Here is a 20548-nt window from a genome sequence, read left to right as displayed (position 1 = left end):
CGACAGCAGCAGGCGACGAAGGAGCAGTGATGGCGGAGCAGGACTCGGGACGCACCGGCTGGAAGGCGCGCCTCGGCGCGCTCGTGCCCGCCCTGCGACGGCGCAGTCCCGACCAGCAGGGCCGCTCGCGTGGTGCCGCCGAGCTCTCCGTGCTCGTCGTCAGCGGCTCGCTCGTCGCCGGCGTCTTCTTCGGCCAGGGCATCAGCAGCACCGCGGTCGAGGTGGCCGACGGGCTCACCTGGCTCAGCGACGAGCCCAACGGACAGATCCTCCAGGTCAACCCCTCCACCGGACAGCTCGAGGTCAAGCAGCTCGTCGGCAACCCCGGAGACGCGATCCAGATCACCGCCGAGCACGACGGCCAGCTCTACGTCGCCGACCACACCTCGGGCCGGCTGCTCGCCTTCGACCTCACCAGCATCCTCGTCTCGGGCCAACGCCGCATCACCGCCGGCGGCGGCGTCGACACCATCTACAACGACGACGGCGTCTTCCTCGTCGACCCCGAGCAGTCCACGATCGCCGCGATGGACCCCGTCACCACCGACGCCATCGGCACCATCTGGGTGGCCCGCTCCGGCCTAGCCGACGCCGTCACCGACAAGGACGGCACCATCTGGGCCCTCGAGGACGACGGCACCCTGCACCGCCTCGCCTGGTCGAACGAGCAGCTCGCCTTCGACGACGACGACGAGGAGCAGGTCGAGGGCAGCGGCGAGGGCTCGGTGCTCGTGGCCCACGACCGCGGGGTCACCGTCTTCGGTCCCGACACCGGCATGGTCGCCCAGGTGGGCACCGACGACGAGCGCCGCGCCGACGCCCCCAAGGTGATCGGCGACCTCCTCGCCCCCGAGAAGGCCCCGGCCGACCTCGTGCCGGTCGTCTCGCAGGGCAGCGGCTACCTCACGATGCTGATGCCCGACCAGATCGTCGAGGTCGAGATGGCCGCCCTCGACTGCGACGACCCCGGCACCCCCGAGGTCTTCCGCGGCCAGGTGCACGTGCCGTGCCGTGGCGAGGGCCGCGTCGTCCGGCTCGGCACCGACGGCGAGCGCGCCGACGAGGACATCACGACCCCCGGCAGCGACGACCCCGAGCTCGTGCTCGACGACGACCAGCTGATCATCAACACCCCTGGCTCCGGCCAGGGCCTCGTCGTCCACGAGGACGGCACCCGCTCCACCATCGTGCGCCAGGACGACGAGCTGCCGACCAACGGCCTCGGCAACGAGCCGTCCGGCTCGTCGGGCGGCCCGGTCGGCGGTCTGCTCGACGACCTGCTGAACCCCGGAGACGACGACGAGCCGCCGAGCACCCCGCCGAGCACGCCCCCGAGCACCAGCCCCCCGGCCACCACGAGCCCGGGCAGCACCCCGCCCAACCCCGGTAGCGGCAACGGCAACGGCAACGGCCCCAACCCCGGCAGTGGCAACGGCAACGGCAGCAGCCCCGACGACGGCGGCCCCCGCTGCGGGTCCGACGGCTCGGGCGACAACGCCGGCTCGCCGACCTCGCCGCCGCCGTCCGGAGGCGCCACCCCGCCCCCGACCGAGAAGGGCAAGGGCAAGAAGAAGGGCAAGAAGGGCTGCCAGGGCACCGGCACCAACGCCAACCCCGACCCCGCCCCCAGCTCCGGCGTCGGCCAGCCCGTCTCCGCCCCGAGCGACGTCTACGCGGTCGCGCAGAGCGAGGGCCAGGTGCTGCTCACCTGGCGCCACTCCGGGCTCCCGCAGGCCGACGGCTTCGTCGTCCGGGCCAGCAACGGCAAGGCCTTCCCCGAGCTGCCCGGCAGCGCCCGCCAGGCGCTGCTCCAGATCACCCCTGGTGAGTCGACCACCTTCACCGTCACCGCGGTGCTCGGCGACAAGCAGGCGGTCTCGGCCACCAGCAACCCGGTCACCACCACGGCGCGCCCCGGCGCGCCCGTGGTGAAGGGCACCGCGACCTACCTCGGCGACAAGGACGAGGAGGTCTTCGAGGTCACCATCACGTGGTCCGGCGCCGCGGCCAACGGCGAGACGATCACCGGCTACGACGTCTCCGTCACCACACCCGACGGGGTCAAGCGCGGCCGGGTCACGGGCACCACGACCGAGCTCGACTTCACCTGGACCTGCCTGCGCACCACCGACCCGAACTGCAAGGTCGGCGGCGACTACGAGGCCACCGTCGTCGCCAGCAGCCTGCTCGGCAACGGCACCCCGGGGATCTTCCGCGGCGTCGCCCCGCCGCAGCCGCCGCCCTACCTGCCGGTCGCCAACAGCCAGGTCGTCGACCCCGCCAGCCCGAAGCAGGTCGGCGCCGCCGACGACGGCACCGGCGCCATCGACCTGCGGCTGCGCCCGCCCCGCGACTGGGCCGCCTTCGCCGGCGACTGCAGCTGGACCGTCGACGGCGGCGAGAAGCAGAAGGTCGCCTGCAACGCCACCAGCGTCACCGTTGGCTTCGCCAACGGGCCCGCGATCGCGCCCGACGACGGCATCTTCCAGCACGAGGTGCGCTTCCAGGCCGCCAACCCGCGCGGCGAGGTCGTCAGCCGGGCCTTCACGTTCACCACCACCCAGACCGTGTACCAGCCGGGCCCCGACCCGAGCGACCCCGGCGACGGCACCGGTCCGGTGGGCCCCTACCCGGAGCAGCCGCCGAACTGCTATCCCTACACGTGTCACATCCCCTGATCCGACACGACCCGCTCCCCCGCGGAGCGCGACCACGACGACGACCGCCCCGTCGTCCCGAGGAGCCGCCCCATGACCGCTCTCGTCGAACCCGCCGTGCCGGGTGAGCAGGAGATCGCCGACTTCGGTCGGCTCCACCAGCGCATCGGCGACGCCGTCGAGGCCGCCGTCCACGGCAAGCGTGCCGTGGTCGACCTCGCCCTCGTGGCGGTCTTCGCCGGCGGGCACGTGCTCCTCGAGGACGTGCCCGGCACCGGCAAGACGACGCTCGCGCGAGCCATCGCCCAGGCGATGGGCGGGCGCGTCGGGCGCATCCAGTTCACCCCCGACCTGCTCCCCAGCGACGTCACCGGCACGACCGTGTTCGACCCCCGCGACGGCCAGATCCGGTTTCGGCAGGGTCCGGTCTTCGCCCACGTGGTGCTCGCCGACGAGATCAACCGGGCCGCGGCCAAGACCCAGTCGGCGCTGCTCGAGGTGATGCAGGAACGCACCGTGACCGTCGACGGCATCGGGCACCCGGTGCCCCGGCCGTTCGTCGTGATCGCCACCCAGAACCCGATCGACCTCGAGGGCACCTACCGCCTCCCCGAGGCCCAGCTCGACCGGTTCCTGCTGCGCACCTCGCTCGGCTACCCCGACGCCGAGCACGAGATCGAGGTGCTCCGCCCAGGCAGCAACGCCGGCCGGGTCGACGACGTCCCCACCGCCACCACGCCCGACGAGGTCGCCGCGGTCGCCGCCCAGCTCGGCCGGCTCCACGTCGCCGACCCGATCCTGCGCTACGTGCGCGAGATCGGGACGACGATCCGCCGCGACCCCCGGGTCCGCGTCGGCGTCAGCACCCGCGGCCTCAAGGCGCTCGTGGGGTGCCTGCAGGTCTACGCCGCCGCCCGCGGCCGCCACTACGTCGTCCCGAGCGACGTGCAGCGGCTCGCCGAGCCCGTGCTGGCCCACCGCACCGTGCTGGCCCGCGACGCCGTGCTCGCCGGCCACACCAGCGAGGCCGTCGTCCACGAGGTGCTCGAGTCGGTCCAGCCGCCGCAGCCCGACGCCGGCTGAGCCGGACGGTCGAGATGGTCGTCTGGACGACGCTCACCGGGCGGGGCCGCGCCGTGGCCGTGCTCGGTGCGGCGCTGCTCGTCTCCGGCGCCCTGTGGGGCTACCTGCTGGTGGCCGCACTCGGCGCCTGCCTGGTGCTGCTCGTCGTCGTCGAGACCGCCGCCGTGCTGCTGGCGCGCTCGATCACCGTCGAGCGCGAGGTCGAGCCGCGCGTCGTCGTCCGGCAGTCAGCGTGCCTGGGCCGGCTCACGGTGCGCGGACGCCGGCGACGCGGCCTGGTGCGTCTCGACGTCGCCGACCGCGTGCACGACGCGCTCGTGCCGGTCGCGCTGCCCGACCGCATCGACCCCGACGACCCCGAGGCCTCGGTCACCTACCCGATCCCCACGCCCCGCCGCGGTCTCGTCGACGTCGGCCCGGTGCAGGTCCGCCTCGCCGGGCTCACCGGCATGGCCGCCCGCTCGGTCGAGACCGGCACGATCGACCAGGTGCGCGTGCTGCCGAGGCGGGTGCCGCTGGCCGGCATGATGCCCGGTCACCGACGTGCGGTCACCGGCACCGACGAGACCGACGTGCTCGGCGGCACCGACCTCGTGGGCCTGCACGAGTACCAGATGGGCGACGACCTCCGGCGCCTGCACTGGGCGACCAGCGCCCGCACCGGCACCCTCATGGTGCGCGAGGACGCCGAGCCCTCGCAGGCCCACGTCTGCGTGCTCCTCGACGACCGGGCGTCGTCCTACCTCGGCGACGACGACCTGTTCGAGGAGGCGGTCGAGCTGGCCGCCGCGCTGTGCCGCAGCGGCCTCGACGACGGCAGCCCCGTGCGGCTGCACGTCGTCAGCGACCGGCGCGAGGTGATCGTGCCGTCGTCGGTGTCGCGGCGTCCGATGCGCGAGCACGAGGAGCTCGACTGGCTGCTCGCCGAGATCGACCTCACCGGCTCGCTGGGCCAGGTCGCGCTGCGCACCCGCGACCTCGACGTCGCGGCCGCCGTCACCGGGCCGGGCGCCGACCTGCGGCATCTCGCACTCGTGCTCGGCGAGGCACCCACGCGGGTGCTCGCCGTCGTCGACCCGGCACCGCTGGTCGGCGCGCACCAGGAGGCCGACACGCTGGTGCTGCGGGGCGCGACGTCGTCGTCGCTGGCCTCGGCGTGGGACGCCGCGGTGCTCGGATGAGCGGCGGCTCGCCGTCGACCGCCGGCAAGGCGCTGCGCCTGGCCTGGCCGATCGGCATGGTGCTGCTCGGCGCGCTCGTGCTCGCCACCGCCTGGAACCGCTGGACGATCTCGCTGCTGTTCGCCGTGGTCGCCGCCGTACCGCTCCTGCTGCTGCGGGCGCTGGTGCGCGCCGGCCTGTCGGCGTGGTTCTCCGCGGCGATGATCGCCCTGCTGTCGGTCATGGCGGCCTACCTCGCCACCACCGGCGCCGAGCTGACGCTCGAGCAGACGATCCGCGACGTCGTCCCGCGCCTGCTCACCGCGCCCCAGCCCTACGACGCCGCACCCGACCTGCTGGTGGGGCCGCTGCTGCTCACCGCCCTCGTGTCGCTGCTGGTCGGCCTGCGGGTCGACAGCCGACTGCGGGTCGAGCCGGTCGCCGGCGGCGCGGCCCTCTACGTCGCCGGCATGCTGCTGACCGCCGGCCGGGCCGACCCGGCCGGCCTGGTCGCCGTGCTGGTGCTCGTGGTCGCGCTGCTCGGCTGGGTCTTCCTCGACGAGCACGGCGAGCCCGTGCGTCAGCGTCTCGCGATGGCCGGACCGGTCTCGGTCGTCGGCGTCGGGGTGCTCGCCGCCGTCGCCACCTTGCCCGTCGGCTCCGCGTTCGAGCCGCGAGACCTCGTCGAGGCACCGACCGACGACGCCGTCGCCGTCAACCCGCTCGCCCAGCTCGGCGCGTGGGCCAACAACCCCGACGTCGAGCTGTTGCGGGTGCGTGGCGACGAGGTGCCGCTGCGACTCGTCGTCCTCGACCGCTACGACGGCCGGCAGTGGACCGCCACGACCCGGTTCGAGGACATCCGCAGCGACGGCCGCACCGGTCTCGAGACCGGGCCCTACGGCGTCCCGGCCACCGTGCAGGTGGAGTTCGCCGGGCTCGGCGGCAGCTGGCTGCCCTCCCCCGGCACGCCGACGGTGGTCGCGCTGCCCGAGGCGCGGGTCGACGGGGGCACCACGACCCTCTACACCGACGACGACACCGACGGCCTCGGCTACCAGGTCACCGGCTCCTACGACCGGCCGCCCGACGAGCTCCTCGAGACCGCCCGGCTGCCCGAGGACGGCCTCGAGCGCTACACCGAGCTCCCGACGCTGCCGCCGCCGCTCGCCGACCTCGCCAGCCGCCTCGGCGCGGACGCCACCGGGCCCTACCAGCTCGCCGTGAGCATCGAGAACGTGCTGCGCACCGAGCTCGAGCAGGCACCCAACGCCCGCTCCGGCTCGGCGCTGTGGCGGCTGAGCGACTTCCTGCTCGCCGGCCCCGAGGTGCCCGGCGGCGGCGTCGGCACCTCGGAGCAGTTCGCGGCCGCCTTCGCCGTGCTCGCGCGCTCCAACGGCCTGCCGACCCGGGTCGTCGTCGGGTTCCGCCCCGGCGAGGAGCCCGACGACGAGGCCGACTTCCGCATCGTCCGCGGGCGCGACGCCTTCGCGTGGGCCGAGATCTACTTCGACGACCTGGGCTGGGTGCCGTTCTCGCCGACGCCCGACGACCAGACGTTCGCGCGCGCCACCCCGGTCGAGGCCACGCAGCCGCTGCTGCCCGAGGAGGCCGAGACCGGTGCGGTGCCGAGCGCGTCGGCGAGCGGCACGCCCGACGAGACCCCCGACCCCGACGCCGCCGGTGCCGGTGACGCCGAGGCCGTGCCGACCAGCGGCGACCGGTCGTCGGGGCCCTCGCTCCCGCTCGTCGTCGGCGGCGGCCTCGCCGCCGCCCTCGCGCTCCTCGTGCTGCTGCGTCTCGGGCGCCGGGTGCGCCACGCTCGTCGCGGTGCCGCCGGGGCCTGGGCCGAGGTCGTCGACGCCCTGCGCCTCTCGGGCCTGCGCCCCGCGCCGCACGAGCCCGCCGACGTCGTCGCGGCGGGCGTCGACGCCCGCTTCGGCACCCGGTCGGCGGCCATCGCCACGCTGGCCGAGCGCAGCGCGTTCGGCCCGCCCGACACCGTCTCCGGCAGCAGCGCCGACGGCGCACCCCGGGGCCGCGCGTCGCTGCGTCGTCAGGTGCGCGACGTCCGGCGCCGGGTGCGCAGGGCGACACCCCTGTGGCGGCGCTGGTGGTGGTGGCTCGACCCGCGGGTGCTGCTGCCGGCCCCGCGCGGGGCTACTCGAACCCGAACGCGGTGATCTCGCCGCAGCGAGCGTTCCTCGGGCTCACGCCGTAGGCGCCACCGGGCTGGAAGTAGACCATGTAGAAGCAGCCCCGGCCGAGGGGCAGCGGCTGCTTCACCTCGACCGTGCGGGGCGTGCCGCCCTGGGTGCCGATCGGCCAGGTGGCGACCGGGATCCCGGCCGGCACGGTGTCGTTGACGAACAGCAGCCGGAACTCGCCCTCGCCGTCGTCGACGTTGGTCCACAGGGCCGTGACGTTGACGCCGTCGTACTTGACCGACTGCAGCACGGGCGCCAGGTCGGGCTCGGGACGGTCGGTGAGCTCGCCGCCGTCGGGCGGCGGCTGCTGCGCCTGCTGGGGCGGCTGCGCGGCCTGGGTCACGGTCGTGCGCTGCGGCTCGTCGTCGCCGTCGCGGCTGCGCAGGACGGCGCCGAGCAGTCCGAGCACGAGCCCGATCGCGAGCGCGCCCACGCCGAGCAGCACCGGCAGGCGCCGTCGCGGCGGCCGCTCGTCGTCGGCCGCCGGGGGCGCCTCGGGCCGGCCGCCGCCGACCGCGCCCGTGTCGTCGGGCAGGCCGCGGCCGGTCGGCTCGGCGTCGGTGGCGCGGACGACGTGGGTGACCGCCGAGATAGCCACGGGTGCCGGCTCGGCCTGCGCCGGGGCCGGGCTGTGACCCACCGGGCTGGGACTGATCGGCGTCGCCGGGGCGTACCTCGAGGTCGGCGTGTGCGTGGGCGTCGGTGTCGGCGTCGGCGTCGGGGCGGGGGCGGGGTCGACGTCGGGCTCGGGCGCCTTGGCGAGGGTCGGGCGCGGGCGGGTGGGTGGCGAGAGCACGGAGGCACCGCCCGGCTCCCAGGCCGAGGCCCGCAGGCCGTGGAGGGCGTCGCGCAGGTCGGCCGCGCTCGGCCAGCGACCGGCGACGTCCTTGCTCAGGCAGCGCGCCACGATGGGGGCGATGCGCTCGGCGCCGGGGACGTCGAGCGGGCGGTGCGGCTCGGTGCGGGCCCGGCGCAGGTAGGCCAGCGCGGAGTCCTCGTCGGGGTCGTCGCTGGCGAACGGGGGCCGCCCGTCGAGGAGCGTGAAGAGCGTCGAGCCGAGCGACCAGACGTCGTCGGCCGGCGTGGGCGGGTGCCCGTCGAGGATCTGCGGGGCGGCGTGGCGGTAGGTGAACGTCTCGGCCGACGACGTGTGCTCGGCGTCGACGAGCCGGGCGATGCCGAAGTCGGCGAGCACCCACGAGGTGGGCAGCACCAGCACGTTCTGCGGTTTGACGTCGCGGTGCAGGACGCCGCGCTCGTGGGCGAACGAGAGCGCGTCGGCGAGCACCTCGCCGATGCGCCCGACCTCCTCGGGGGGCAGCGGCCCGTGCGCCTTGAGGCGGTCGTGGAGGGTGCCGCCGTCGAAGAAGTCCATGACGACGGCCGGTCGGCCCGACGCCGTGGTGCCGGTGGCGAGCACGGTGACGATGTTGGGGTGCTGGCGCCCGAGCTGGACGGTGATCTCGATCTCGCGGGCGAAGCGGGCGGCGCGCTGGGGGTCGCCGCCGGTGTCGAGGCTGAGCACCTTGATCGCGACCTCGCGCCCGAGGGCGATCTCGCGGGCCCGGTAGACGACGGAGTCGCCCCCGCGGCCCACCTCGACCAGGTCCGTGTAGCCGTCGAGGTGCTCGGCCGGCGCCGCAGGCGCGGCCGGAGGGCGCCAGGCGGCGTCGCCCGATCCTCCCGAGCCTCCGTCGGTCACCATGGTCCTCAGCCTAGTGTCGCCGCCCGCTGCTCCGGTCATCATCACCCGGGTCGGACGCGTCGGTCCGCTCCCCCGTTCCGCCGGACGGCGCGAGGGCCGCGCCGAGCTGGTCGCGACGGGTGATGCCGAGCTTGCGGTAGGCGCGCGAGAGATGGATCTCGACGGTCTTGGTGGAGATGAACAGTCGCTGGGCGACGTCGCGGTTGCGCAGGCCGGACGCCGCGAGCGCGCACACGCGGCGCTCGCTCGCGGTCAGGGCGCCGGCCCCGGACAGCTGGACGCGGCGCGGGCGCGCGCCGGCGGCGGCCAGCTCGTCGTCGGCCCGGGCCCGTAGCGCGTCGGCGCCGCTGTGGGCGGCCTGGACGCGCGCGGCGAGCAGCAGGTCGCGGGCCTCGGCGCGGCGTCCGGACCGGCGCAGCGCGGCGCCGAGCGCGACCTGCGAGCGGGCGTGCTCGAGCCGGGCCTGGGTGCCGGCGAGCACGTCGACCGAGCGGGTGAGCAGCGGGAGGGACTCGACGGAGACCTCGCCGGCCACCCGCAGGGCGATGCCGAGCGCGACGTCGGCCTCCTTGCGCGTGGCGTGGACGACGTCGTCGGCGCTCACGGCGCGCGCGGTGGCGACGTCGCCGAGCGCCCAGTGGCTGGCCACCGCGGCCGGGCGCCAGGAGCACCACGTGGGCGAGTCGACCTGGAGGGCGGCGAGGCGGCGCCCGCACTCGTCGAGCTCGCGCAGCGCGCCGGCGTGGTCGCCGGTGGCGGCGGCGACCAGGCCACGCGCCCGCAGCACGTGGATGCCGCCGTTGAACGAGCTGTCGGTGGCGACGCCGTCGAGCAGCAGCGAGCGGGCCTGCTCGACCTCGCCACGCTCGAGCAGCACCTCGGCCAGGAACGCGCTGGCCAGCGGACCGACGAGCGTGCCGCCGGGGATGAGGTCGGCGTGGGTGAGGACGGCGCGCAGGTCGAGCTCGGCCCCGGCCAGGTCGCCGGCCCACAGCAGCGCGATGCCGCGCACGAGCGAGCCGGCGACGAAGCCGACCACCGAGCCTGCGGCGGCGGAGAACTCCAGGCCTTGCTCGCACAGGTCGACCACCTCGGCGTACTCCCCCGTGGCGGCCAGCTGCAGGCGCGTCACGGCCCACTCGTGCGACTCGGGGTGCTGCTCGGAGGTGAGCCCGTGGCCGATCGCGAGGCGGACCAGCTCGAGCACGCGGGCCAGCGGCTCGTCGGTGCTGTTGGCGTAGGAGGCCTGCTGGGCGAGGAACATCCGCTCGCCGGGGGTGGCGCCGGTGAGTCCGCGGCGCGCGTCGAGGCGCCGGCGGGCGTCGTCGACGAGCTCGGGCACCTGGAGCGCGGCCGAGACGAGTCCGGCCTCGACGACGAGCGCCAGGTCGCCGTGCTCGGGCCCGAGCCCGTCGAGCACGCGGGCGAGCAGCTCGGCCGAGCGCGGGTAGAAGCCGGCGAAGTTGTAGGCGATGGTGAGCGCGAGCGCGCAGTGGGCGCGCTGGGCCGGGTCGGTCACGGCCCGCTCGGCGCGCTCGAGGGTGACGACGCAGGCGGCGTCGCCGGCCCGCAGCTGCGCCAGGCCGAGCTGGAGCAGCACCACCGGGGCCTCGGCCGCCGGGGCCGGCTCGGCGACGGCCCGCTCGAGCAGCCGGACGGCGGCCTCCGGCGCACCGCTGTCGGTGGTCGCGGCGGCCGCGGTGACCAGCAGGTCGACGACCCACGGGTCGCCCTCCCCGTCGGCCCGCAGCAGCTGGCCGGCGGCCTGGTGCAGGCCGTCGGGCTCGGCGGCCACCGCGCGCGCGGCCCGCCGGTGGAGGTCGCTGCGCGCACCCGGCGGGATCGAGGAGTAGACCGCCGCGCGCAGCAGTGCGTGCCGGAACTCGAGCCGCTCGCCGTCGGCGAGCAGCCCGGCGTCGCGCAGCCGGTCGCTCGCGGCGAGCGTGTCGCCCCGCTCGGACCCGGTCAGCGCGGTGACGAGCCGCGCGGGCGCCGAGTCGAGCACGGCGACCCAGCGCCCGACGTCGCGGTCGAGCGGCGGGAGCGCGCTGAGGCGCTGCATCACGGAGTCGACCACCGAGCCGGGCACCGCCTCGCGGATCGCCTCGACCCCGGCGCCGCCGACGAGGTCGGCGAGGGTCGAGACCAGGAACGGGTTGCCGCCGGTGACCTCCGCACAGGCCGCGGTCACCTCGGCGCTGACCCCCGGGCCCCACACCGACTCGAGCAGGGCGTGCACGCCGTCGTCGGAGAGGGGCCGGAGCCGGGCCACGGTGCCGTCGCGTCGGGCCACGAGCGCGGCGAGCGCCGGGCTGCGCCGGTCGGGGTGGACGTCGCGCGCGGCGACGACGACCAGCACCGGGCGGTCGTCGAGCCGGGCCAGGAGGTGGCGCAGGAACAGCAGCGAGGCCTCGTCGGCCCACTGGGCGTCGTCGACCACGAGCACGAGGGGGCACCGCGAGACGGTGACCAGACCGTCGACGAGCCAGAACAGGCTGGCGAACAGCGCCGACTGCTCCACCGGCCGGTCGGGCGCCGCGAGCGTGAGCAGGTCGGCCGCGAGACGGGCGGGACCGCCGGTGACCTGTTCGCGCTCGTCGTCGTCGAGCGTCGCGACGGCGGAGTCGAGCAGCTGGCGGACGACGCCGAAGGGCGCCTGGGTCTCGAGCTCGTGGGCCGTGGCGACGAGCGACAGCGCGCCACGAGCCGCGGCGTCGCTGGCGATGCGGCGCACGAGGGCGGTCTTGCCGACGCCCGCGGCACCGAGGATGCAGAAAGCACCACCCTGCCCGCCGATCGCCCGGTCGAGCAGGGTGGTGCTCTGGTGCAGCTCGGTCTCGCGCTCGACGAGCGGACGCGGACCGTCAGGCATCGCTCACGCCTTGTCGTCGGCCTCCGACTCGTCGGTGGAGCCGTCGGTCGACACGGTGTAGGTCGAGGTCGAGGCCGGCTCGACGACCTCCAGCTGCTCCTCCGGCTCGTCGTCGCCGATCGTGCCGTCGGGGCGCAGGTTCTTCAGCTCGACGGTGTTGCCCGAGGCGTCGGTGACGACCGCGCCCTCGACGATCAGCGCGAGCGCCTTGCCGCGCATGATCTCCTGCACGAGGTCGGGGATGTGGTTGTGCTCGAACATGTGGTTGGCGAACTCCTGCGGGTCCTGACCGGACTGCTGGGCGCGCCGAACCAGGTGCTGCGAGAGCTCCTGCTGGTCGAGGCCGAACTCCTCGCGCTGGGCGATCTCGTCGAGGATGAACTGGGCGGCGATCGCGTCGCGCACGCGGCGGTCGAGGTCGGCCTCGAACTCCTCGACCGTCTGCGACTCGTCCTCGAGGTACTTCTCCATCGAGATGCCGGCGTAGGCCAGCTGCTGCTCGATGTTCTGGCGCCGCGAGTTGAGCTCCTCGGTGACGAGGGAGTCGGGCAGCGGGATCTCGACCTTCTCCAGCAGCGCCTCGAGGACGGCGTCGCGGGCCTCGGCGGCCTGCTCGAGGCGCTTGCCCCTACCGAGGCGCTCGCGGACGTCGGCGACGAGCTCGTCGACCGTGTCGAACTCGGAGGCCATCTGGGCGAACTCGTCGTCGAGCTCGGGCAGCTCCTGCTCCTGGACCTGCTTGACGACGACGGTGACCTCGACCTGCTGGCCGACGAGGTCGCCGCCCACCAGCTCGGTCTCGAAGGTCTTCTCCTCGCCGGCGGAGAGGCCGACGAGGGCCTCGTCGAGGCCGTCGATCATGCCGCCGCGGCCGACCTTGTAGGACATGTCGGAGACCTCGGCGCCGTCGACGACCTGGCCGTCCTGCACGGCCTTGAGGTCGAGGACGACGAAGTCGCCGTCGGCGGCGGCGCGCTCGACGTCGCTCAGGGTGGCGAAGCGCTCACGCAGCGCGTCGACCTGCTCGTCGACGTCGGCGTCGGTGACCTCGACGTCGTCGACCGAGGCGGTGATGCCGGCGTAGTCGGGCACCTCGAAGTCGGGCTTGACGTCGACCTCGGCGGTGAAGCTGAAGCCGTCGTCGTCGGTGCGCTCGACGCCGTCGATCTCGGGCTGGGCCAGCGGGGTGAGCTCGTTCGCCTGGAGCGCCTCGGTGTAGACGCGCGGCAGGGTGTCGTTGATGGCCTGGTCGACGACGACCTCGCGGCCGACCTGGCGGTCGATCACCATCGGCGGGACCTTGCCGCGGCGGAAGCCGGGCACGTTGATCTGCTTGGCGATCGAGCTGTAGGCCGCGTCGAGGCTGGGCTTCAGGTCCTCGAAAGGCACCTCGACGGTGAGCTTGACCCGGGTGGGGCTCAAGGTCTCGACGGCGCTCTTCACAGGTGTTCTCCTCGGTTTGATGGACTGTCGGGGCGACAGGACTCGAACCTGCGATCTCCTGCTCCCAAAGCAGGCGCGCTAGCCACTACGCTACGCCCCGCCAAGCCGGGTGTTGCTGCTCGCCGGAGGGCGTGCAGGTCCCGCTTGGAGCGGATGACGGGAATCGAACCCGCGTAGTCAGTTTGGAAGACTGAAGCTCTACCATTGAGCTACATCCGCGCAGCCTGCAGCCTCCGGCCGCAGACCAGCCCCGATCCTCCCACACCGCCCCAGCCCGTCACCAAACGGTGGCTCGTCACCCGCGGCGGTGGACGGCGAGCACGGCCCGGTCGTCGTCGCGCGAGCCGATCCGCTCGGCCAACCGCTCGGCGAGGCCGCGCGAGCGGTCGAGGAGCAGCACGTCGACGGTCGCCATGAGCCGGTCGATGCCGTCGTCGATGTCCCGGCTCGGCTCCTCGACCATGCCGTCGGTGTAGAGCAGGACGTCGTCGCCCGGCTCGAGGCGGCCGCGCTCGACGCCGAACTCGGCGTCGGCGACGAGCCCGAGGACCGGCCCCTCGGTGCGCAGCACGCTCCAGCGCGCCGTCGCCCCCTGCCGGTGGACGGCGGGCGGGTGCCCGGCCGTGCGGACCTCGAAGTCGCCGGTGGTCAGGTCGAGCCACAGGTGGATCGCGGTGGCGAACCCCTCGTCCCAGTCCTGGCGCAGCAGGTAGTCGTTGGCCGCGGGCAGGAAGCCCGCGGCGGGCAGCGCCCCGAGGAGGCCGCCGAACGCGCCGGACAGCAGCAGCGCCCGGGTGCCGGCGTCCTCGCCCTTGCCCGAGACGTCGACGACGACGACCTGGACGGTGCGACCGTCGGCGCTGCGGGCCGCGACGACGAAGTCGCCCGCGAACGCGGTGCCGCCCGCCGAGTGCAGCGCCGACTCGACGACCCAGCCCTCGGGCAGGCGCGGGATGGTGCCTTGGTCGAGGATGCGGTCACGCAGGTCGACGAACATCGTCTCGCCCCGCAGGCCGGCGACGCCGAGACGGGCGCGGTGGAAGCTGGTGAGGAGCACGATGAGCGCGACGAGGAACTGCACGGCGGCGGCACCGACGGTGCGGGCACTGAGGTCCTGCTGCTGCGCGACGCAGTAGGTGAGCAGGCCCATGTCGAAGATGACGAACCACGGCAGCGTGCGGGGGCCGAGCAGGATGCTGCCGAGCACGATCGGCAGCACGAGGCTGGTGAACGGCGTCTGCTCCGGGAAGTAGCTGACCAGGACCGCGACGGTGATCGAGAACAGCACGAGCGCGAGCGCCAGCCGGTTCTCGGCCGTCGTGGTGCGCCGCCGCAGCCGGGTGAGCGCGCGTCGCGCGGGCGAGGGGCGGGCACGCCGCTGCGCCGTGGGCGAGGCGGTGGTCATGGCGAGCCCTTGCGGTCGTGGTCGGCGGCGGCCCCCCGAAGGGGTGAGTGGTCAGCCTACGGCCCGCGAGCGGAAGACGGGCTGGCACCGCGAGCACCAGAACAAGTTGCGCCCCTCGAGGGTGGTGGCCGAGACCTTGCGCCCGCAGACCAGGCACGGCTGGCCGGTGCGCCGGTAGACGTAGACCTCGCCGCCGTGGTCGTCCTTGCGGGGCTCGCGGCCCATCGCCTCGGGCGTGTGCTCAGGGCGCACGGTGTCGATGCGTCCGGTGACCACGCCCTCGGCCATGAGCTCGACGAGGTCGTCCCAGACGGCCTGCCACTGCCCCACCCGCAGCGTGTTGCCCGGCCGTTGGGGGTGGAGCCGGTGTCGGAACAGCACCTCGGCGCGGTAGACGTTGCCGACGCCGGCGAGCACGGACTGGTCCATGAGCAGCGCGCCGATGGGCTTCTTGCTGCGCTGGATGCGGGCCCAGGCGCGCATCGGGTCGGCGTCGGGGCGCAGCGGGTCGGGGCCGGCCTTGGCGACGACGGCGTCGCGCTGCTCGGCGGTGACCAGCGCACAGGTGATGGCGCCGCGCAGGTCGGCGTAGGCGGCCCGCGGTCGGGCCGTGACGAGCCGCAGGCGCACCTGCCCGACCGGCAGCGGGACCTCGTCGTCGTCGAGGTCGGCGTGCACGTCGAAGGTGCCGATGAGACCGAGGTGCACGTGCACGAAGCGGTCGTCGTCGAAGCGGACGAACAGCTGCTTGCCCCAGGCCTCGGCGCCCTCGAGCACGGCGCCGTCGAGCAGCGCCGCCTCGGCCGCGAACCGGCCCTGCGGGCTGCTAACGCCGACGACGCGGCCACCGAAGGCCGAGGTCAGGTCGCGGGCCAGCCGGTGGAGGGTGTGGCCCTCAGGCATCGGGGTTCTGCGGCACCCGGGCCGACTCGGGCAGCGGCGGCAGCCCGCCGCCGGTCTCGTAGGTCGACAGCTGGCCGATGCGGCGCACGTGCCGCTCGTCGCCGCTGAACGGCGTGGTCAGGAAGATCTCCACGAAGCGGGTCATGTCGTCGAGCGAGTGCATGCGCCCGCCTACCGAGACGACGTTGGCGTCGTTGTGCTCGCGCGCCAGGCTCGCCGTCTGCTCCGACCAGGCGAGGGCCGAGCGGACGCCGTCGACCTTGTTGGCCGCGATCTGCTCGCCGTTGCCCGAGCCGCCGATGACGACCCCGAGGCTGTCGAGCCCCTCGGCCTGCTCGCGGGCGACGGCCTCGGCCGCGCGCAGGCAGAAGACCGGGTAGTCGTCGAGGGCGTCGTGCACGAACGGCCCGTGGTCGACGGGCTCGTAGCCGTGGTCGGTGAGCCAGGCGGCGAGGTGGTCCTTGAGCTCGAGGCCGGCATGGTCGCTGCCGAGGTGCACGCGCATGGCGCCGAGTCTTCCAGAACGGCGCGACGACCCCGGACCCGCACTTACCCTGCTGGCGTGCCCCCGTTCGTGAGCCGACTCGCGGTCGTGGCTCTCGTGGGTTCGCTGACGTCGTGCTCGCTCCTGCCTGGCGACGACGACCCCGACGTCGAGCGCGACCGCACCGGCGCCGGACCGGTTGGCGACTCCCGGGCGATCACCGACGAGGACCTCGACGCCGTCGAGGACCTGCTCGAGGTGCGCGCCGCGGCCCTGGTGAGTGGTCAGCGCCGGCGGTTCATGGCCACGCTCGACCCGGGCAATCCCGCGCTGCGACGCAAGCAGCGCGTGCTCTTCGACAACCTGCAGAAGCTCCCGATCGACAAGCTCTACTACGGCCTCGACGTGAGCCGGAGCCGCACCCGGGTCGGGACCGACGTCGACGCTCGGTTCAGCCCCCGCGTCTACGAGCACCTCGAGCTCGGCACGGTGTTCACCCGGCCGGTCTCGAACCGGGTCTCGATGCGGTTCGTGCAGCGCGACGGCCGCTGGCTCGTCGCCGGCGAGCGCTTCGACGAGGACGACGCCCCGCAGGAGCGGCCGTGGTTCGGCGGTCCGATCGAGGCCGCGCTCGGCGACGACGTCCTCGTGGTCACCGACGAGGGCGCCGACGTCGGGGCCGAGGAGCTGCTCGACTCGACGCTCGACGCGCTCGCCGAGACGGCCGCGGTGCTCGACGAGCCCGACGACCAGGCCCTGCTCGTCGACGCGACGACGAACGGGCGTCCGGTGCGGCTGAGCAGGGCCTCGGGCCAGGACGCCGGCGCGGTCACCTTCACCGTGCTGGCCACCGACCGCGAGGGCGACGACGTCGAGGGCCCGGCCGGCACCGTCGTCAAGGCGAACCCCGAGTACGTCACCCAGCTCGTCGACGACGACCGCACGCTGCGCCACGAGCTGGTGCACGTGCTGCTCGCCGAGTACGGCGAGACCAACCCGCTGTGGGTGACCGAGGGCATCGCCGAGTACGTCGCCTACCAACCGCTGCTGCTCGCGCGCTCCGTCGCGACCGACGACCGGCTCGTCGAGGCGATCGACGACCGCCGCGTCGCACTCACCTCCGCCGACGACTGGGGCAAGGACCCCGAGCTCGACTACCTCAGCGCGCAGGCCTTCGCCGAGTACCTCATCTCCCGATCGGGGCTGGTCACCTACCGCGAGATGATGGACCTGTTCGACGAGCGCGGACGCCGGCGCGACGTGTCCCGCGGCCGCGGCCTGGTGCCCGGCGTGCTGCGCGAGGTCTACGGCCTCACGCCGGCCGAGGTGGCCGAGGGCGGGTTCGAGCTGCTGCGGGGCCTCGACCGCTGATCGGCTGGTCTTCAGTGCGCGCGCAGGAAGCCGGCGACCTGCTGCATGAGCGGCTCGGCGGCCGAGAAGACGGTCTCGTGGCGCCAGAAGCCGTGCGGCTGGCCGAGCCACCGGGTCGCGACCACGGGCGCGCCGGCCGCGGCGGCCCGGGCGGCGAGCAGCTCACCCTCGTCGCGGCACGGGTCGTGCTCGGCGGTGGCGACGAACGTCGGCGGGAGGGTGCCCAGTCGGTCGGAGGCGAGCGGGGCGAGGTCGGGATCGCCGAGGTCGGGGGCGTCGCCGGCGTACTGGCGCCAGTACCAGGCGACCTCCTCGGCCCCGAAGCCCTGCGTCTCGGTGCGGTGCGACGCGCTCGCCGCCGCCGGGTCGAGGAACGGGTAGACCAGGGCGAGGGCGGCGAAGCGGCCCGGGTGCCGCAGCGCCGCGCCGAGCACGAGGTTCGCGCCCGCGCTGTCGCCGTGCAGCGAGACCGGACCGTCGCCGTCGTCGAGCGCTGCGACAACGGCGTCGACGTCGTGCACCGCGGCCGGGTAGGGGTGCTCGGGCGCGAGGCGGTAGTCGACCGACAGCACCGTGCGGCCGACGCGGTTGGCGAGGCGCCGGGCGGCGGCGTCGTGCACCTCGACGTCGTTCATGACGAAGCCGCCGCCGTGCACGTGCACGACGGCGCCGGGCGCGGCGTCGACCGGCACGTAGCGCCGGCAGGGCACGCCCCCGACGTCGAGGTCGCGTGTCTCGGCGACGTCCTCGCGCGGCTGCAGCGCGGCGGCCTCGCGCGCCGCGGCGCGGGCGGCCGGGACGTCGTAGCCGTCAGCGTGGATCGGCGGCTCGTCGGCAGCGGCGTCGACGGCGGCACGGGCGTCGGGGTAGAGCATGCCTACCGCTGCATCAGGGCGTCGAGGCCGACGGCGACGGCGGCCGCGACGCGGAAGTCGATCGCCTGCTCCGGCACGGTCACGGTGTAGCGGTCGCGGAGCTTGAACTGGCGCTCGACCTGCATGAGGGTCCGTCCGTCGGGCGCGGTGAAGTCGAAGTGGATCGACAGGAACGGCAGGTCGGCGATCCGCCGCACGATGGCCACCGCCTGGCTGCGCTCGCGCCCGGTGCCCTCGTAGCCGGGTCCTTCGAGGTGGAAGGTCGAGCGGAGCAGGCTCTTGCCGAAGTCCTTGCGGAAGAAGCCGAGCTGGGTGCCGTGCTCGTCGCGGACGTCGTAGCCGGCGTTGAGGTCGACGCGCTGGCGGGCCTTGAAGCTGAACACCGCACGCGACTTCGACTCGTCGGCGTAGAAGGTGACCTCCTCCTTGAACGCCATGCGCTTCTGCTGCGCGACGGCCATCACGCGCCCCTCGACGCCGTCGGGCTGAGCCTCGCGGATCTCGTAGCGGTTGGTCGTCATCGCGAACTTCTGCTTCACGAAGAACGCCGGCAGGTGGATCGAGTCCGTCATGGCCGCGACCGTACCCACGGGCTCCGGCGATGAATCCCGCCCGCCGGGGTGGTCGGCACCGTCATGATCATCGTCGCCGGACACGTCCAGGTCGCCCCCGAGGGACGCGAGGCCTACCTGCGCGACTGCATCGCCGTCGTCAACGCGGGCCGGGCCGCTGACGGCTGCCTCGACTTCGCCATCTCCCCCGACCTCGTCGACCCCGGCCGGATCAACATCCACGAGCGTTGGACGGCGCGTCCCGAGCTCGAGGCCTTCCGCGGCTCGGGCCCGCCGCCGACCCAGCAGGACGCGATGCTGGCGATCGCCGTCGAGGAGTTCGAGGTCGCCGAGGCGCGCCAGTAGCCCCGGTCCGCTCGGAGTCGGGGCTGGTGGGGCGGTCAGGGATGTCGTCGGGCTCGGGTGCCGGGTGGTGGGCGTCGGTCGACGGTCTTCTCGACGCCGGTGGGGCTGGTCCAGGTGTAGAGGCCGGGTTCGACCATCCGGTAGGACCATCGGCCGTGGGTCTTGGCGCGGTGGTGGCGTCGGCAGAGCAGGGCGAGGTTCCAGGTCGCGGTGATGCCACCGGACTCCCAGGCGTGGATGTGGTCGAGGTCGACCCGACGGCGGGTGCAGTCGGGGAAGACGCAGCACCGGTCGCGGAGGGTGACGCGTTCGCGGATCGCATCGCTGGGTCGGTAGGCGGGGGTCGCGGCGGGTTCGGCGAGGTCGATGACGGGCTTGACGGTGACCTTGGTGCCGGCGGTCTCGCACCAGGAGCGGACCTGCTCGATGAGCAGCGGGGTCTGGGTGTTCTCGAGCAGACCGGGCAGGTCGGGGTGGGTGGCGTCGAGGTGGGCGTAGATCGTGACCCCACGCCCACCGCCGCTGGTGTCCAAGTCAAGGGACAACTGGGTGCGGGCCATCTCCCCGAGCGCCTGGGACCGTCGGACGTCGAGAGTGTCGGTGGAGCCGAGGTCAGCCAACTGTTGTGCGCCTTCACGCAGGGCGTGCTCGAGATCGACCGCATCAGCGGTGTCCAACGTGGCGACGACATCGACGGTGCCGGCGGTGGTCGCACCAGCCAGGTACACGGTGACCCGCCGGTCCTCGAGCGCCGCGAGGCGTCGGGCCTCAGCGTCGGCGGGGTCGTGCTCGGCCCGGGCGGCGTCGACGGTCCGGTCGAGCTGGGCGAACGAGCACCGCTCCGCCACGGGTGTGATGGCCTTGTCGACGTGCCACGCCGCGGTCTCGGACAGCGACATGGTCGCATCCGCGATCTTGAACGCCCGCCACAGCGCGACCTCGTGCTTGACCACCCGCAAGTACAAGCGCGGGAGCCGGTGACACAGCTCGAGTGCCCGACCGAGGTAGGTCAGGCCGCCGTCAGTGCTCATCCCGAGCGACAACGCGAGGTCGAGGGCTGCGTACTCCGGCACCGCCGGCGCACCCGGACCGGCCAGGTGCAACGGCCGCTCCGCCGACTGCAACAGCACGACGACCTCGTCCGACGTGGCCTCGTTCCGCTCAGCCCACGCCAGCACCGACTTCAGCGTCTCGACCTGTGCGTCAGCCTCGGCGACCCGACGGCCACGCACCGCGACGAGCAGCGGATCGCTGCTGGTGCGGGTCGAGGTGGCCATGGGCCATGATACCACGGATTCGAACATATGTTCGATTCAATCTCGACCACGAACCCACCCGAATCCTGGCGGGCTCAAACGGCTGCTGCAACGAGCCTCTGGTTGAGGACCCTGGCCGGAGTCTGCCAGTCGAGGGTCTTGCGTGGCCTGGTGTTCAGTCTGAGGGCGATGTCGTCGCAGTCGGTCTGG

General features: G+C 74.2%; 15 protein-coding genes, 2 tRNA genes and 1 pseudogene. 6 read left to right on the top strand and 12 right to left on the bottom strand.

The annotated features are described in order from the left end of the window. The first annotated feature begins 29 nt into the window (after window positions 1–29). From ABFT23_RS18895 to ABFT23_RS18880, 4 genes are all read left to right on the top strand, one after another. Window positions 30–2678 (top strand): hypothetical protein, encoded by a 2649-nt coding sequence (locus ABFT23_RS18895; protein ID WP_347898004.1) that lies wholly within the window; start codon window positions 30–32, stop codon window positions 2676–2678. Window positions 2679–2750: 72 nt separating this feature from the next. Next, entirely contained in the window at window positions 2751–3740 is a 990-nt protein-coding gene (locus tag ABFT23_RS18890; protein ID WP_347898002.1) for an AAA family ATPase, read from the top strand. A 14-nt stretch (window positions 3741–3754) separates the two neighbouring features. Beyond that, the gene (locus ABFT23_RS18885) at window positions 3755–4921 is read left to right on the top strand and encodes a DUF58 domain-containing protein (protein WP_347898000.1); all 1167 of its coding nucleotides are present in this window, start codon (window positions 3755–3757) and stop codon (window positions 4919–4921) included. Continuing rightward, window positions 4918–7083, top strand: a complete 2166-nt coding sequence (locus tag ABFT23_RS18880; protein ID WP_347897998.1) for a transglutaminase family protein — start codon at window positions 4918–4920, stop codon at window positions 7081–7083. The genes ABFT23_RS18885 and ABFT23_RS18880 overlap by 4 nt, the downstream gene beginning before the upstream one ends. Here the strand turns inward: ABFT23_RS18880 and ABFT23_RS18875 are convergent. The 8 genes from ABFT23_RS18875 to ABFT23_RS18840 form a co-directional block, all read right to left on the bottom strand. Beyond that, a complete protein-coding gene (locus ABFT23_RS18875; RefSeq protein WP_347897996.1) occupies window positions 7061–8812 on the bottom strand; it encodes a serine/threonine-protein kinase in 1752 nt (583 codons plus the stop codon). The genes ABFT23_RS18880 and ABFT23_RS18875 overlap by 23 nt on opposite strands. A gap of 10 nt (window positions 8813–8822) precedes the next feature. Beyond that, window positions 8823–11684 carry an ATP-binding protein gene (locus tag ABFT23_RS18870; RefSeq protein WP_347897994.1) on the bottom strand — a complete coding sequence of 954 codons (2862 nt, stop codon included), beginning with the start codon at window positions 11682–11684 and terminating at the stop codon, window positions 8823–8825. A gap of 3 nt (window positions 11685–11687) precedes the next feature. Next, window positions 11688–13127: a trigger factor gene (gene tig, locus ABFT23_RS18865; RefSeq protein ID WP_347897992.1), complete on the bottom strand. Its 1440-nt coding sequence runs from the start codon at window positions 13125–13127 to the stop codon at window positions 11688–11690. 27 nt (window positions 13128–13154) lie between these two features. Further along, window positions 13155–13227 (bottom strand) — tRNA-Pro (locus tag ABFT23_RS18860). Window positions 13228–13272: 45 nt separating this feature from the next. Next, window positions 13273–13346, bottom strand: a tRNA-Gly gene (locus ABFT23_RS18855). A gap of 76 nt (window positions 13347–13422) precedes the next feature. After that, window positions 13423–14532 (bottom strand): PP2C family protein-serine/threonine phosphatase, encoded by a 1110-nt coding sequence (locus ABFT23_RS18850; protein ID WP_347897990.1) that lies wholly within the window; start codon window positions 14530–14532, stop codon window positions 13423–13425. A 51-nt stretch (window positions 14533–14583) separates the two neighbouring features. Continuing rightward, complete coding sequence (locus ABFT23_RS18845; protein ID WP_347897988.1) at window positions 14584–15435, bottom strand: Fpg/Nei family DNA glycosylase; 852 nt, start codon at window positions 15433–15435, stop codon at window positions 14584–14586. Beyond that, a complete protein-coding gene (locus ABFT23_RS18840; protein WP_347897986.1) occupies window positions 15428–15940 on the bottom strand; it encodes a ribose-5-phosphate isomerase in 513 nt (170 codons plus the stop codon). The genes ABFT23_RS18845 and ABFT23_RS18840 overlap by 8 nt, the downstream gene beginning before the upstream one ends. Window positions 15941–15997: 57 nt before the next feature. Between ABFT23_RS18840 and ABFT23_RS18835 the strand changes: the two genes are divergently transcribed. After that, window positions 15998–17290 (top strand): hypothetical protein, encoded by a 1293-nt coding sequence (locus ABFT23_RS18835; RefSeq protein WP_347897984.1) that lies wholly within the window; start codon window positions 15998–16000, stop codon window positions 17288–17290. Between the two features lie 11 nt (window positions 17291–17301). Here ABFT23_RS18835 and ABFT23_RS18830 read toward each other — a convergent pair whose 3' ends face one another. Both ABFT23_RS18830 and ABFT23_RS18825 read right to left on the bottom strand, forming a co-directional pair. Beyond that, window positions 17302–18165, bottom strand: coding sequence for an alpha/beta hydrolase (locus ABFT23_RS18830; RefSeq protein ID WP_347897982.1), 864 nt, complete (start codon window positions 18163–18165; stop codon window positions 17302–17304). 2 nt (window positions 18166–18167) lie between these two features. After that, entirely contained in the window at window positions 18168–18737 is a 570-nt protein-coding gene (locus tag ABFT23_RS18825) for an LURP-one-related/scramblase family protein (protein ID WP_347897980.1), read from the bottom strand. Between the two features lie 48 nt (window positions 18738–18785). Here ABFT23_RS18825 and ABFT23_RS18820 point away from each other — a divergent pair, with 48 nt between their 5' ends. Next, entirely contained in the window at window positions 18786–19082 is a 297-nt protein-coding gene (locus ABFT23_RS18820) for a putative quinol monooxygenase (protein WP_347897978.1), read from the top strand. Window positions 19083–19117: 35 nt separating this feature from the next. Here ABFT23_RS18820 and ABFT23_RS18815 read toward each other — a convergent pair whose 3' ends face one another. Both ABFT23_RS18815 and ABFT23_RS22610 read right to left on the bottom strand, forming a co-directional pair. Then, window positions 19118–20359 (bottom strand): HNH endonuclease signature motif containing protein, encoded by a 1242-nt coding sequence (locus ABFT23_RS18815; protein ID WP_347897976.1) that lies wholly within the window; start codon window positions 20357–20359, stop codon window positions 19118–19120. Between the two features lie 74 nt (window positions 20360–20433). Beyond that, window positions 20434–20548, bottom strand: a pseudogene (locus ABFT23_RS22610) (IS30 family transposase); the annotation flags it as partial.

Origin of the sequence: Nocardioides secundeburneus (assembly GCF_039939255.1) — a bacterium.
Lineage (GTDB): Bacteria > Actinomycetota > Actinomycetes > Propionibacteriales > Nocardioidaceae > Nocardioides.
Note: the sequence above shows the minus strand (reverse complement) of the source record. Positions and strands in the feature narration are given on the sequence as shown.

Excerpts from the sequence above, each read along its gene's own strand:
- ABFT23_RS18895 (WP_347898004.1), top strand. The coding sequence starts at position 30 with ATGGCGGAGCAGGACTCGGGACGCACCGGCTGGAAGGCGCGCCTCGGC.
- ABFT23_RS18890 (WP_347898002.1), top strand. The coding sequence starts at position 2,751 with ATGACCGCTCTCGTCGAACCCGCCGTGCCGGGTGAGCAGGAGATCGCC.
- ABFT23_RS18885 (WP_347898000.1), top strand. The coding sequence starts at position 3,755 with ATGGTCGTCTGGACGACGCTCACCGGGCGGGGCCGCGCCGTGGCCGTG.
- ABFT23_RS18880 (WP_347897998.1), top strand. The coding sequence starts at position 4,918 with ATGAGCGGCGGCTCGCCGTCGACCGCCGGCAAGGCGCTGCGCCTGGCC.
- ABFT23_RS18875 (WP_347897996.1), bottom strand. The coding sequence starts at position 8,812 with ATGGTGACCGACGGAGGCTCGGGAGGATCGGGCGACGCCGCCTGGCGC.
- ABFT23_RS18870 (WP_347897994.1), bottom strand. The coding sequence starts at position 11,684 with ATGCCTGACGGTCCGCGTCCGCTCGTCGAGCGCGAGACCGAGCTGCAC.
- ABFT23_RS18850 (WP_347897990.1), bottom strand. The coding sequence starts at position 14,532 with ATGACCACCGCCTCGCCCACGGCGCAGCGGCGTGCCCGCCCCTCGCCC.
- ABFT23_RS18845 (WP_347897988.1), bottom strand. The coding sequence starts at position 15,435 with ATGCCTGAGGGCCACACCCTCCACCGGCTGGCCCGCGACCTGACCTCG.
- ABFT23_RS18840 (WP_347897986.1), bottom strand. The coding sequence starts at position 15,940 with ATGCGCGTGCACCTCGGCAGCGACCATGCCGGCCTCGAGCTCAAGGAC.
- ABFT23_RS18830 (WP_347897982.1), bottom strand. The coding sequence starts at position 18,165 with ATGCTCTACCCCGACGCCCGTGCCGCCGTCGACGCCGCTGCCGACGAG.
- ABFT23_RS18825 (WP_347897980.1), bottom strand. The coding sequence starts at position 18,737 with ATGACGGACTCGATCCACCTGCCGGCGTTCTTCGTGAAGCAGAAGTTC.
- ABFT23_RS18815 (WP_347897976.1), bottom strand. The coding sequence starts at position 20,359 with ATGGCCACCTCGACCCGCACCAGCAGCGATCCGCTGCTCGTCGCGGTG.